Here is a 13,383-nt window from a genome sequence, read left to right as displayed (position 1 = left end):
CACTTGAACGGCGCCCTGGAGGTCCTCCACAACGGCCAAGTGCTTGCCCACGAACTGCTGGCGGCTCGACCCCAGGCACCGGTGGTCGATGCCAAGGTCGTTCAGGCCCGCCCGCTACCGGTCAAGCCTTCTGCCCGGCACTCCTGGCGCCTGCCTTTCTCCCCGGCCGCCGCCCGCGTCATGGCAGAGCGGAATTCCGCTCTGCCATGACGCGCCTACCGGACATTTCTGCTTGGCAGGAAAGCGGACATCTGTGCTTTGGATTGACACTCCAGTGCAGTACTTTTGGGTGGCGCAAAACGGCGGTACAATTGCGCCGTTAACGCGCAGACCACTAAGGATTTTGGCATGGCTCAACAGCAATACTCGCAATACTCCTCCCGGTTGATTCTCGTGACCACCATCGTCATTGCGATCGTCCTGATCGTCGTCATCTGGCCTCTCTCACTGATTGGTAAGGGAAGCGTCAAGACCGGCAGTTCTGACGACGCAGATGCGCGTATCCAGCCGGTGGCCAAGCTGGAGTTGGCCAAGGCGACGGCGGCCAAGTCCGACGGCAAGCCACGTGACGGTGCGGCGGTCTATCAGTCGGTGTGCATGGCATGTCATGCCAGTGGCGCGGCCGGTGCGCCGAAGGCGGGCGACAAGGCAGCCTGGGCGCCGCGCATTGCGACAGGAACCACGGCATTGGTCAAGAGCGTTACCAATGGCAAGGGCGCGATGCCTCCGAAAGGCGGCGCGGCCGACCTGACCGACGGCGAGATCAAGGGAGCAGTGGAGTACCTCGTCGGTCTCGCCAAGTAGTCACAAGTTCCCTCGCAGCAAGAAGAAAGGAGGCCTGAGGCCTCCTTTTTCATGCGATCCCGGCAGTTTGGAGCTTGGTGCCGACCTCTACTTGGCGGGCGGTGTGGCTACGCCGGTTGTCGCGGCCGGGGTCGCGGTGGCGGTAGCCGGAGCGGTTTTGACCTGCTTGGCTTTGGGCTTGGCGGGCGCTTTGCTCTCGGTTGGCATCACTTCCGGTTTGGCCGTGGCCGTGGCTGTGGTGGCCGGGGCAGTCGCCACTGGTGCGTTTGGCGCTGCGGCCACCTGCGCGGTGGCCGCCGGTTTGCTGGCTTCGACCGGCTTGGCTGGGCTGCTGGCAGTGCCTTGCGCGAAGACGGCGGTACCGAAAGTGGTGGCAACGGCGATGGCGATGATGTTCTTGAACATGATGATCTCCTTGAGTTGATTGGGGTTTGCTCGGCCGCCCCGGTGATCTCTGATGTTTTCGTGCGGCCTTGCAGGAATCAACGCGGCGAGTCGCCAACGCGATGTCATCAGTTGAGTAACGGGCTGTAACGCGCGATGACCCGGTGTTGCTCTACGCTTGTTTCGTCCTGCCAAGCATCGCCTTGAGCGTTGCCAGGCGCTCGGCATTGGCGGCCTTGTCCGGCATGGCTGACGCCTTGCCACCGGAGAAGCGCAGGTCTGCGCTGCCCATTTCGGCAATGAAACGCGAGGCCTCACAGGGGATCGTTTCCCGGCCCTGCTGGCGTTTTTCGGAGTAGCTGAGGTGCAGCGAACGCTGTGCCCGAGTGATCCCGACGTACATCAGGCGGCGCTCTTCCTCGAGGCGGTCTGCCGCCTGCGCTTCACGGTGAGGGAGGACTCCTTCTTCGACGCCGATCAGAAAGACATGTTTGAACTCCAGTCCCTTGGCGGCATGCAGGGTCGACAACCGGACGGCATCTACGGTTGTTTCGCTGCGCTCGAGCATGTTGATCAGAGCGATGTCCTGAGTCAGGTCGATCAAGGTTTTTTCCTCCTCGTCGCCCTTGCGGCTCAACCAGCCGCAGAACTCGCCGACGTTGTCCCATTTGACCCGGGCGACGCGGGTTTCATCCTGTTCGTTCAACCAGTCCTCGTAGGCGACTGCAGCCAAGAGGTCGGCAATAACCGGCGCTGCCGGCTCCCGGCCGGCGCGGATCTGCATGCGCTGGATGAACTCGCAGAAATCGAGCAGGGGAGAGAGCTGGCGGGCCTGAATCCGCTGGGCGAAACCCTGTTCGCCAGCCGCAGCAAATAGGGACACGTGACGCTCGCCGGCATAGTTGCCGAGTGCCTGGAGCGTGCTGCCACCAACACCGCGCCGCGGTGTGCTGACTGCGCGAATGAACGCCGGATCGTCGTTCGCATTGGCCAGCAGGCGCAGGTAGGACATGATGTCCTTGATCTCCGTGCGCTCGAAGAAGGACTGGCCACCGGAGATCTGATAGGGAATGCGCTGGTTACGCAGGAACTGTTCGACGGCGCGCGCCTGGAAGTTGCCGCGGTACAGGATTGCGTAGTCGCTGAAGCAGCCCTGATGCTCAAAACGGTGGGCCTGCAACTTCATGACCACCGACTCCGCTTCCTTGTCCTTGTCGGGGCAGGCGCTTACGGTGATCGGGTCACCGTGCCCGAGGTCTGACCATAGTCTCTTGTCGAACAGCTTGTCGTTGTGCGCGATCAGGGTGTTGGCCGCTTTGAGAATGCGCACCGTCGAACGGTAGTTCTGCTCAAGCTTGATCAGTTTGAGGTTTGGATAGTCGCGTGGCAGACCACGCAGGTTGGCCATGTCCGCCCCTCGCCAGCCATAGATGGCCTGGTCATCGTCGCCGACCGCGGTGAACGCGGCGCGTGTGCCGCTCAGCAGTCTGAGGAGGGCGTACTGGCCAGCATTGGTATCCTGGTATTCATCGATCAGCAGATAGCGCAGGCGGTCTTGCCACCTCTCGCGTACCGCCTGCTGGCTTTCGAAGAGCGCTACGGGAATTGCGATCAGATCATCAAAATCGACCGCCTGATACGCCCGTAGAGTTGCTGCATAGTTCGCGAACACCTTCGCGGCGAGCGTCTCGCTGTCATTGCTGGCGCCCTTGTGCGCCTCGTCGGGCGAGACAAGAGCACTCTTCCAGTTCGAGATCAGCCACTGCAGCTTCTTGACCGCCGTCTTGTCCACGCTGCCGGCGAGTTCGGCAAGGATGCCGAAACAGTCCGCTGAGTCGAGAATCGAGAAGCTTGGCTTATAACCCATGGCCGCCGCTTCTTCGCGCAAGATTCGCACGCCGAGCGAGTGAAAGGTGGAAATCGTCAGACCGGCGGCCGGCCGACCAGCCAGCAGCTTGCCAACCCTTTCCTGCATCTCCCGTGCCGCCCTGTTGGTAAAGGTGATGGCCGCGATATTGCTCGGGCTCAGGCCGCAGGACCCGATCAGGTAGGCGATCTTCTCGGTGATCACCCGTGTCTTGCCCGAGCCGGCACCGGCCAGGACCAGCAGCGGACCATCGAGGTATCGGATCGCTTCGCGTTGCTGAAGGTTGAGAACGGACATCTCGGCGGGGGGGCTGAATCGGGCCGCGATTCTAGCACACGGTCGCTGTCCGGCGCGCCCGGCGCCCGGCGTCTGGGTCGGGCGCCGATCTCGCGGCAGATCGTGCGCTTCCCCAGTTTGTCTTGGCACGGCAGGCGCCTGCACCGCGATCGGGAGCGGGTGGTCATCAGCCGTTGTTTGGGAGCAAACGGCATTCATCAACTCTATGGAACCGTGGCGGCGTGCTCCGGTATCCTACCTGCACGTCTGCGTCATCTGGGGGGTGCGCCGCGGCCAAGAAAGAAGGGTTCCCAGACGTTGCTCGTTTCGGACGTGCTTGTACATCAGGAGGGAAAGCATGAAACCTGCTCTGCTCGCTGCCTTCGCGGTTTCCGTCATGGCCGGCACCGGATTCATTCTGTTGCACGAGCGGCCCGTTGCCGACGCGCATGCCGAGAACGCCCCGGCGGTTGCTGTTGCCGCTTCGGCACAAACGCTCCCCGAAGCGTCGGTCGTTGACCAGGATGCGCCCTACCACGAGGCATGTGCACGTGAGGGTTTGAACGAGTCCGAGTGCATCGGGCGGCTGATCTGGTTCAAGGCGACGGCCGGCAACGACCGCTTTCATACCTATACTTTCCAGCAACGGATTGGTGTTCTCGTGGACTGGTTCCGCGTTTTGCGCGCTGATCAGCGGCAGGATCGTTTCTGGGCCTGGGGCATCATCAATGATCCGGCCTGCTGCAAGCCGGGCGATCCCGATTGCCCGGCGAAGTCGCCAGAGGAAACCTATGGTTTCGACTGGTGCCCGGGCGACGACGTGCTGCTTCGCTACGTCGGCAAGAGCGGTTACGTGGACCCGGCCTGTGGTTTGAAGGATGCACCACTTGACGTCGACGACCCGCACAGCCAGGGCGGCAAGAGCGACCAGCGCCACTCGGCCTGTGACCTAAAATTCGGCACCTCGACCGGCGCACTCGGAATCCGCAAGTTCCCCAACCCGCGTTTTGACGCAGCCAGGTGGCAACAGGTCAACGGCAGTCTGGCTGACTGGAGCGGCTACAGCCGCCCGCTGGCTGCCAGCACAGGGATCGAATCAGACCAGAGGGTGAGCAGGCTGGCCGATGCCTCGGTGGAACCCCCGTTTCTGATCGGTACTTCCTGCGGCTCCTGCCATATCGCTTTCGATCCGCTCAACCCGCCAGCCGATCCGGCGCGCCCGAAATGGGAGAACATCAAGGGACTGGTCGGCAACCAATACACGCGGATGTCGGAACTGCTGGGCTCGGGAATGCCGATCAGCAGCCTGGAGTACCAGATGTTTGCCCACGCTCGCCCGGGAGTGACCGACACCTCGGCGATCTCGCATGACCAGATCAACAACCCGGGGACGATCAACGCCTTGATCAACGTTGCGCAGCGTCCGGTCTTCAAGGGCGAGAGCGTGACCAAGTGGCGCAAGACCGCTTCCTGTGGTGATGAAAAGGACGACGACAAGTGTTGGTGCGAGCCCGGTCGCAACGGCAAATGCTGGCAGAAGAGCACGCGGGATGACGATACGACGCTGGTCAATCTCGGCGGTCAGAAGGTCGTCCTGCCCGGAGTTCACCATATCCTGAAAGGCGGCGAGGATTCGATTGGTGCACTCGAAGCGATTCAGCGTGTCTATTTCAACATCGGTTCGTGCTCCGAACAGTGCTGGGTCAACCACTTCTCCGACATGCGGCAGGTCGATCCCGAGCAGCGCGGCTTCGGGCAGACGCCGTTCAATATCGGCCAATGCCGACGCGATTGCCCGAACTTCCGGGCGATCGAGGATCGTCTGCAGAATCTGCTCGATTTTTTCGCCTCGGCCGAATCGGACCAGACCGACCTGCAGGTCGCCCGCGCCAACGCCCGCAAGACCGTCGATCCGGCCGCCGGCTACGCGCGCGCCGATCTCGTCGCCGACCTGGAGAAGGAGTTCGGCAAGGGTGCCGTCGGTCGCGGGCAGGTCGTTTTCGCCGAGAACTGTGCACGGTGCCATTCGAGCATCCCGGAGAGCGCGGGGGGGCCGTTCAGGAATCGAGACTTTGCTGTCGTCAACGAGCAGCATCCGCGCAAGCTGCGGGCCGATTTTCTGGGCAACGACCAGCCGACAGCGGTGACCGAGGTCGGTACCTTCCGCTGTCGGGCCCTGCATTCGAACCACAAGGCCGGGCATTTGTACATGGAGTACGCTTCCGATACGCTGCGCCGGCAGCCCATGGTCGCCGACATCCCCGAGCGCAACGAACTCAAGGACGGTGGTCGTGGCTATTACCGCAACATCTCGCTGGTCAATGTCTGGGCAACGGCTCCGTTCATGCATAACAATGCCATCGGACCCGAAATCTGTGGCAAACCGGCCAATCAGGCGAACGACTTCCACCGCGCCCGCTACGTCGACGCCAGCGGCAAGCTGCTCGCCCGGCAACCCGATTGCCTGCGCTACGATCCGAGTGTCGAAGGTCGTTTCGAACTCTACAAGCGCTCGATGTTCGAGCTTCTCAATCCGCCGGAACGCGGGGTCAAGCGGACCTTGACCAATGCCGACCTGCTGATCGACGTCGGCCTGCGTCCGGTAGACGGCAAGTCCGAACAAGCCCTCCTCGGCGTCGGCCAGGTCAGGATTCCGGCCGGGACGAGTGCCGGTTTTCTCAACGGGCTTGCGCACAAGCAGTTGATTGGCGACCTTTTCCTCGCCAAGCGTGATCCGGCGAAACTCGAGGCCGCCGGCAGGAAGGAGCAGGTGCCGGCCTTGCAGGCGATGGCTGACGAGATCCTCAAGAACCCGACGCGTTTCGTCGACATCCTGCGCGAGCGGCGCGATTTCATCAGCGCCAACTATCAGACCTGTACACAAGAAATCGAGAACGAGGGCCATCGCTTCGGCGAGGACCTCTCAATGGCGGACAAGAAGGCACTCACCGCCTTCCTTGCGACGCTCTAGGAAACGGGAGGGTGACCCAGATGAGAACGCGCTTCACCGCACTTCTGCACGCCGGCCTGATTGCTCTCGCCACCTTCTCACTGGCCTCGTGTGGCAAGCCGGAGCCGCCGCGCATTGCTTTCGCGCCGTACGACAAGAGTCACCAATCGAAAATGGACCTGGCGCAGGTGGATTACAAGTATCCGATCGCCGCCGTCGAACTGGCGAAAGTCACTCCGGATTACCTTGCCACGCTGGACCAGGAGCAACTCGACCAGATCTACGCTCGTCTGACGGCCGGTCCGATTCCCGACGGTGCCTTCGATGGCCGCATTCTTCTGCCGCGTGGCGGCAGCGGCAAGTTCCGGCTGTCCGAGATCGTTGGCGGTTTTGCCGGTACGGCGCTGCATCTCAAGGGGTTGGTGGTCGAGGATGTGGGCGAGACCCTTTGGCGTGGCAAAGTATTCTTTCGTGACGAACGGGTGCTGCGCAACCGCATCGAGGACTTGTCGCTGTTGAAAAAGGCTGGTCTGGTCGACGGTGATCCGAAAAAGATGAGCTATGGCGGCAAGGAGACCTGGCTGCTGTTCCCGGCCAAGTTGTATTGTGGGCAGAGCCTGCTCGATGCACGCCGCGAATCGATCATCATCGACTATTTCTTCAGCGATGAGATTCCCGGTTATCAGGAGAAGCCGGATTATCTTGCCGGCCGCCGAGGTCTGCGCGTGCGCGACGAAATCCGCATGATCCGGCCGGGCCTCTATCTCGGGCGGGCTTATCTCGACCGTGGTTTCGCGCTCAACTTCACGCTTTACGACAAGGCCACCGACGACAAGGCGCGCGACGATTTTGTCAGGACCGGCATGGTGCAGGAAGATTGCTGGCCGGGAACGCAGGTGCGCGCCGTCGTCGCGGCGAAATCCTGAGCGCCGCGACGATCGTGGAAGCGCTTGATGAGTGCGCGTCGAAGCAAGCGATGGCGAGCGCCGCTGGCGGTGCTCGCGTCGACCTTGGTGGGTCTCGCCGGAGGGGTGGGGGGGCTGTCCGGGGCCAGGGCGGCTGAAGTGTCCGTGCCGCAGCCGGTCGTTGACCCGTCGGCACCCGGCGAAAATCTGCCTGGCCGGGGGCGTTCGCTGTTCGATCAGTTGTTTGCCGTCAAGCGGGGCAACGCGGCGGCAATCGATCTCCCGTTCCCTTTCGCTGCGCTGCTGGCGCGTCTCGATGCGCAACTGCAGGGCGACCCGGCAAGCCCGCTGCCGCCTGCCAAGCGTGTGCTGATTCCGCTCGGACGATCGTTGCAGAGAACGGCCGCGGCGCCCGACTACTTCGTTTTTCCGCGTGTCGTTGTCGCCGTCGACAGCCCGCCAGCGTCGGGCACGGCGCCATTGCTCAAGGATCGGCTGTACCTCGGCTATCAGGAAAGATCGGCCGTCCTCGAAGTGATCAGCTACAACGAGGAGGCTGGCCGTTTCGAATTCCAGTTGGTGAAGGACTACCGCGCTGGCGGCAAGCCACGTGTCTTTTACGCCAACCGGATGCTTTGCTTTGCCTGTCACCAGAACGGCTCGCCGATTTTTGCCCGTGCACTGTGGGACGAGACCAACGCCAACCCGCGCGTGGCGGCCCAGTTGCTGGCCACCGGCCGCAACTTCTACGGCATCGAGGTCAGGCGCGGAGTCGATGTCCCCTACACCATCGATAATGCGACCGAACGCGCCAATGGCCTAGCGCTGACCCAGCGGGTGTGGCGTGAAGGCTGTGGTTCCACGGATGCCACGGCGCAGCGTTGCCGCGCCGGCTTGTTCGCGGCCGCTCTGCGCCATGCGCTGTCGGGTGGGCAAAGCTGGACGGCGGATCCGGCTTTCGCCGAGGCGGTCAGCCGGCCGCTGCGCGCCGAAGCGCAGCGTCGCTGGCCGGCTGGCCTGGCGGTTGGCAATCCGGACCTGCCGAACCGCAACCCGCTGCATGGTGACACCCCGTGGCCGGTCGAGCGTGCCGGGCGCATTGCCATGTCGCACATCGACGCCAGCTTCGACCCGTTGCTGCCGCGCAAGGCGCGCGAGATCTGGCGAGCCGAAGCGCCGGATGCCCTGCGGCCGCTGATCAGTGGTCTGGCGGAGTTCGTCGCGGCTCCTGATCAGCAACGTCTGGTCGCCTGGCTGGCGCGCTCGGGCCGGGCGGCAACCAGCGAAACAAGGCTGCCCTGCCGGATCGAAGAGAACACCAGCGCCTCGCGCTGGTCGCTGCATTGTACGGCTGCGGGCGGGGCGACGCTCGAAAGCATCCTGACCGTGCGTGCCGGGCGGCCGGCCACCGGACACCTGACGCGCCTGACGCTGCCCGGCGGAACGGCGCTCAATGGAGTCGAGCTGAACGTGGAGGCTGCCGTGCGGTCGGCGCGTGCGACCGGCGCGCGGCGCATGACGCTGCGACCACATGCCACGGTGCCGGGCAGTCAGGAGTTACGCACCGCCGCCGGTGACGCGATCATCGCGCTCGAGCTCGAACGAGCGGCGGGCAGCCAGGTCGGTGCGCTGACACTGCGTCTGCGCCGTGATTTCGCCATCGTGCAGCAGGCCATCGACCGGCTGGTCGCCAGTCAGGCCGCCACAAGCCTTTTCGGCCCGTCGCCCTTGCCGCGGCAGAAGCTGTTCGCCGCACTGTTTGCCGAACTCGGCGCGCCGCTTCCCCCTCCCTGCTGCCAGGCGGCAGAAGCCTTGCCGCCGCCACAACTGGAAGTGCCGGCGGTCGCCCCGGGGACGCTGCAGACAACGACTGTGGCAACCGATGGCAGCGATGCTGCAGCCCGCCGCTTCCAACCCTACTGCGCGGCTTGCCACCTGAGCGCCGAGACGTTTCCGCCCAACTTCCTGCAGGGCACTCCCGATCAGGTGGCGAGCAAACTGCGTCACTGCGCGCCGCGTCTGTACGTGCGCTTGGCGATGGCCGACGAAGCACCGGAACGCCGAACGAAAACTCCGATGCCGCCGGAGAGTCTGTTGCCGGCTTTCGGCACCGACTCCCGGCACTGGCGCGACAGCCCGGAGCGCGGCGCGCTGCTGGCGCAGGTCGCCGAATGGCTGCGTGCCGAAACCGGTCAGGCGCCGCAACTTGAGCGACTGCTGGCGGCGGGCTACGAGGCACTGCGCCCTTGCCTGCCGGTCCAGTGAAGGGCATCGAACGAGATTACAACAGCAAGCGGAGAGCGAACGATGAACGACGACCAGACCCTGCCGGCCGACAACCCGTGGAAACGGCGTTTCCTGATTCTCTTCGTGGTCACCGTGCTCATCCCGACCCTGGTCGCCCTGTGGCTGCTGCGCCGCTTCGGGGAAGACGTGCCGGTCGACTACGACAGCCCGGTCGAGCACTTCAAGTACGGATCGACCGGCGGCGAACACGAAATGGGCTTCCCGTACTGGATCTGGCGTGCGCTTCCCGAGGTCTGCCCGCAATACCTGCCGGGCAAGGGTTACCAGTCGCTCGGCATGATCTTCGAGAAGAATCCGGACGGCAGCGACAAGGACGTGCCGATCGGTACCTCGCGGCGGCGTTACCAGGGAATCGACCGCGTCTTCGTCAATTGCGCGGTTTGCCACACGAGTACCGTGCGCACCGCCCCTGACCAGTTGCCGCAGATCGTTCTCGGCATGCCGGCTGCAACCTTCAACATGAAAGGTTTCGAGAAATTCTTCTTTCGGTGTGCCGCCGATCCGAAGTTCTCGAAGGAGTACCTCCTGCCCGAGATCGAGCGCCAGGGTGGACGGCTCGACCTGCTCGACCGTCTGCTCGTCTATCCGGTGGCGATTGCCATCATGCGCGATCGTGTCCTGGCGCTGGCCGGGCGTTTCGACTGGGTCTTCAAGCAGCACGAGTGGGGTCCGGGCCGTGTAGACACCTTCAACTCGGCGAAAGTGATCTTCAACTTCCCGATGTCTCACCTCGATCCAAAGGAATTCGATGCGCCGGCCGACTTTCCCTCGCTCTGGCGACAGCGCCAGCGGAAGGAGCCGCACGAAATGCAACTGCACTGGGATGGCAACAACACCACCGTCGAGGAGCGCAACAAGAGCGCCGCCTTCGGCACCGGGACGACGCCGCCGACCATCGACATCGCGCGCATCCGGCGTGTCGAGGACTGGATCATGGATGTAACGCCGCCCGCGTTCAGCCGCTTCTTTCCGGTCGACCAGGCGCTGGCGGCACGTGGTGCGCCACTTTACAAGGAGTACTGCGCGGCTTGCCACGGCGCTTCGGGCAGCGATTTCAGCGGTGAGTACGTCGGCCAGGTGACGCCGCTGGCGGCGATCGGTACCGACCGTCGCCGGCTCGATTCCTATACGTACACCCTGGCGGTCAATCAGGCGACCCTCTATGCGGGTTACCCGTGGCGCTTCACCCATTTCCGCAAGACGCACGGCTATGCCAACATGCCGCTCGACGGTCTCTGGCTGCGCGCCCCCTACCTGCACAACGGATCGGTTCCCAGCCTGCGCGATCTGCTTGAACCGGCGACCAGACGCCCGGCGGTCTTCTATCGCGGCAATGACGTTTATGACCCGCTCAGGGTCGGCTTCGTTTCCGACCAGCCACAGGCCGGCGGACGCCAGTTCTTCCGTCTGGATACCGCACTTCCCGGCAACAGTAACGCGGGCCATGAGGGCAAGGCATACGGCACCGAGCTGTCCGCCGCCGACAAGAACGCGCTGGTCGAATTCCTGAAAACCTTCTGAGGATGTCACGATGATTAGCTGCGCCTGCAAGCCCTGGGTCAAAGGCCTCGTCTTCTTCGCCGTCGTCGTCGGCATTCTCGGTGCGATGATCGGCTATGACCGCGGTTTCCGCGAACATTCGCAGCCCGCCTGGACAAGCGCCACGCCGGAGATGCGCTTCAAATACGGATCGATCGGTGCCGAGCACGACGCCGGCGTGCCATACTGGATTTTCTATGTTCTGCCGCGCATTTTCCCCGACAAGCTGCTCCAGGACGGCAAGGTCGCCCCGGGTGGTTACGCCGCGCTCGGCGTGCCGTGGGAGCAGGGTCAGGAGTTGCCGGTCGGGTTCACCAAGAAGACGATCGGTTTCCCCCGTGTCGCCAACAATTGCGCCGTCTGCCACACCACAAGCTATCGCGTCTCGGCTGAAACCAACCCGGTCCTCGTCGTTGGCGGCCCGGCGCACACCACCAACGTCGAGGCATTTTTCCGCTACCTGATCGATTGCGCCAAGGATCCGCGCTTCAACGCCGACATCCTGATGGCCGAGATCAACCGCGTCACCGAGCTCGACCCGATCGACAAACTGCTCTACCGCTTCTTCATCATCCCGATCACCAGGCAGCGCCTGCTCGAACGCGAAGCGCAGTTCGCCTGGATCTACCGCCCCGATTTTCCCGACTGGGGCCGCGGGCGAGACGACGCGATGAATCTGACCAAGTACTTCATGATCCGCGCGCCGATGGACGACACCTTCGGCCCGACCGACATGCCTTCGGTGTGGAATCTGAAGAAATACGACTGGGCCAGGGGACACCGGATGAACTATGCGGGCGACAGCAACGATGCCTACTCGGTGATCATGGACTCGGCGCTCGGCCTGCTCGGCGCGGCGCCGGCGAACAAGGAGGATTTTCTTGGCCAGGTGAAATGGCTGCACACTTATCTGACGCAGCTACCCGCGCCACCCTATCCCTTTCCCATCGACCGCGCCAGAGCCGATGCCGGCAAGCCGCTTTTCGCCGCCCACTGCGCACGCTGCCACGCCAGCGAACTGACCGGCCGGCCGTTGCCGCTCGCCGAAATCGGCACCGACCGCGGCCGCCTCGACTCCTGGAACAAAGGCGCTGCGATCAAGGCCAACCAGGTGGTCAGGGAGATGGGGCTCGACCGTCGCGGCCTGGTCGAGGAAGACCTGCAAGGCTACGTCGCTGCCTTCCTCGATGGCATCTGGCTGAAAGCGCCCTACCTGCATAATGGCTCGGTACCGACGCTGCGTGATCTGCTCGAGCCGGTGGCCAATCGCCCCCGGGTTTTCTGGCGCGGCTACGACGTTTACGACCAGAAGAAGGGCGGTTTCGTCAACGACACGCCGGAGGCGAAGCGCGTCGGCACGCGGCTCGATACCGGCAGCCGCGGTGGCGGCAACCAGGGACACGAATTCGGCACGGGGTTGTCGGCGTTGGAGAAGGAAGCCTTGGTCGAGTATCTGAAGACCTTGTGAGGAAACACGTCTCGTCGCCAGTTCCTCCGGAGGTGAGCGGACCAAACGCAAGCGTCCAGCCTGAGCTTCCCTCGGTTTTTCGTTTTCCAGGAAGCGAGTTTCACGCCACCCACTTTCCCTGACCTTGCGTGCCGATCCACGGCGCCGGCTGCCGCGCGGCTTCGGAGCGTGGCGAGGCGAAAGCCTGGTGGCGAGGCCCGATCATCGAAGCCTCGACGTCGGAGTCCGGAGGGACGGCGTCGTGCCGTGGAGCCGGAAAGTCGGATCTCGACGCTACCCGGTCGTCGCCAGGAGCTACGACCTCGTAGTTCCGAGGCACGATGATCGACCTTCCCGACCACGAAACCGGAGTTCGCCGGAATGGCGTCGTGCTTCGCAAAGATGAAATCGGAGCTCGATGCGACGACTTCGTGGTAGAGGAAGCATGAAGTCGTCGTTCCGATGGTCGATGATCGACCTTGCGAACCACGACCTGCGGGGGCAACGCGACGACTTGCCGCCGCGGGAGGACGCAGGATCCCCGTCCGACTCCCGATCGGGGGGCAGACGCACTTCGGGCGTGTCGAGCCACGGCTGCGGGCCGATCAGTTTGCCTTGGCTCCAGGGTTTCCCGGTGCTGGATGGCTTTCATGACAGACTCCTTCGTCGTTGATTGGAGTCTGATTGTCCAGCGGAACAACGAAGGGCAGCCCTCGGAGCGGATGGCGGGTGCGTACAACCGGCCGGGAGCAGACATTCGGGCTGTTAGTGCAACATGCTTTCTGTAAATTTCCTTCGAGCTGGAAAGGCGTTGCCGAGTTGCCCGCAGCGATGAGGGCGCGTAGCGCCCGAAGAGCGGAGGGCGGCTCGGCAACGCGGCGCGAAGCCAGCCGGCCTGTATCCC

8 protein-coding genes and 1 pseudogene are annotated in these 13,383 nt (G+C 63.6%); 7 read left to right on the top strand and 2 right to left on the bottom strand.

Translation table 11 applies throughout. The annotated features are described in order from the left end of the window. Together JNK99_RS07035 and JNK99_RS07030 are read left to right on the top strand one after the other, a co-directional pair. A pseudogene (locus JNK99_RS07035) lies at window positions 1–210 on the top strand (hypothetical protein); the annotation flags it as partial. Between the two features lie 138 nt (window positions 211–348). Further along, window positions 349–804, top strand: a complete 456-nt coding sequence (locus JNK99_RS07030) for a c-type cytochrome (RefSeq protein WP_291850644.1) — start codon at window positions 349–351, stop codon at window positions 802–804. Window positions 805–891: 87 nt separating this feature from the next. Here JNK99_RS07030 and JNK99_RS07025 read toward each other — a convergent pair whose 3' ends face one another. Both JNK99_RS07025 and JNK99_RS07020 read right to left on the bottom strand, forming a co-directional pair. Next, window positions 892–1,209 (bottom strand): hypothetical protein, encoded by a 318-nt coding sequence (locus JNK99_RS07025; protein ID WP_291850642.1) that lies wholly within the window; start codon window positions 1,207–1,209, stop codon window positions 892–894. Between the two features lie 151 nt (window positions 1,210–1,360). After that, window positions 1,361–3,352, bottom strand: coding sequence for a UvrD-helicase domain-containing protein (locus tag JNK99_RS07020; protein ID WP_291850640.1), 1,992 nt, complete (start codon window positions 3,350–3,352; stop codon window positions 1,361–1,363). Between the two features lie 337 nt (window positions 3,353–3,689). Between JNK99_RS07020 and JNK99_RS07015 the strand changes: the two genes are divergently transcribed. The 5 genes from JNK99_RS07015 to JNK99_RS06995 are packed head-to-tail and all read left to right on the top strand — an operon-like array spanning window position 3,690 to window position 12,500. After that, window positions 3,690–6,302 carry a cytochrome c gene (locus tag JNK99_RS07015; protein WP_291850638.1) on the top strand — a complete coding sequence of 871 codons (2,613 nt, stop codon included), beginning with the start codon at window positions 3,690–3,692 and terminating at the stop codon, window positions 6,300–6,302. A gap of 20 nt (window positions 6,303–6,322) precedes the next feature. After that, window positions 6,323–7,207 (top strand): hypothetical protein, encoded by an 885-nt coding sequence (locus JNK99_RS07010; RefSeq protein WP_291850647.1) that lies wholly within the window; start codon window positions 6,323–6,325, stop codon window positions 7,205–7,207. A gap of 27 nt (window positions 7,208–7,234) precedes the next feature. Further along, window positions 7,235–9,451, top strand: a complete 2,217-nt coding sequence (locus tag JNK99_RS07005) for a hypothetical protein (RefSeq protein WP_291850635.1) — start codon at window positions 7,235–7,237, stop codon at window positions 9,449–9,451. A gap of 42 nt (window positions 9,452–9,493) precedes the next feature. Further along, complete coding sequence (locus JNK99_RS07000; RefSeq protein WP_291850633.1) at window positions 9,494–11,014, top strand: c-type cytochrome; 1,521 nt, start codon at window positions 9,494–9,496, stop codon at window positions 11,012–11,014. 10 nt (window positions 11,015–11,024) lie between these two features. Then, window positions 11,025–12,500: a hypothetical protein gene (locus JNK99_RS06995; protein ID WP_291850630.1), complete on the top strand. Its 1,476-nt coding sequence runs from the start codon at window positions 11,025–11,027 to the stop codon at window positions 12,498–12,500. Window positions 12,501–13,383 lie beyond the last annotated feature (883 nt).

It is taken from the genome of Accumulibacter sp., assembly GCF_016789985.1.
In the GTDB taxonomy this organism is placed as follows: domain Bacteria; phylum Pseudomonadota; class Gammaproteobacteria; order Burkholderiales; family Rhodocyclaceae; genus Accumulibacter.
Note: the sequence above shows the minus strand (reverse complement) of the source record. Positions and strands in the feature narration are given on the sequence as shown.

What these genes read in the sequence shown, in the direction of transcription:
- JNK99_RS07030 (WP_291850644.1), top strand. Translation starts at nt 349, where the DNA reads ATGGCTCAACAGCAATACTCGCAATACTCCTCCCGGTTGATTCTCGTG.
- JNK99_RS07025 (WP_291850642.1), bottom strand. Translation starts at nt 1,209, where the DNA reads ATGTTCAAGAACATCATCGCCATCGCCGTTGCCACCACTTTCGGTACC.
- JNK99_RS07020 (WP_291850640.1), bottom strand. Translation starts at nt 3,352, where the DNA reads ATGTCCGTTCTCAACCTTCAGCAACGCGAAGCGATCCGATACCTCGAT.
- JNK99_RS07015 (WP_291850638.1), top strand. Translation starts at nt 3,690, where the DNA reads ATGAAACCTGCTCTGCTCGCTGCCTTCGCGGTTTCCGTCATGGCCGGC.
- JNK99_RS07010 (WP_291850647.1), top strand. Translation starts at nt 6,323, where the DNA reads ATGAGAACGCGCTTCACCGCACTTCTGCACGCCGGCCTGATTGCTCTC.
- JNK99_RS07005 (WP_291850635.1), top strand. Translation starts at nt 7,235, where the DNA reads ATGAGTGCGCGTCGAAGCAAGCGATGGCGAGCGCCGCTGGCGGTGCTC.
- JNK99_RS07000 (WP_291850633.1), top strand. Translation starts at nt 9,494, where the DNA reads ATGAACGACGACCAGACCCTGCCGGCCGACAACCCGTGGAAACGGCGT.
- JNK99_RS06995 (WP_291850630.1), top strand. Translation starts at nt 11,025, where the DNA reads ATGATTAGCTGCGCCTGCAAGCCCTGGGTCAAAGGCCTCGTCTTCTTC.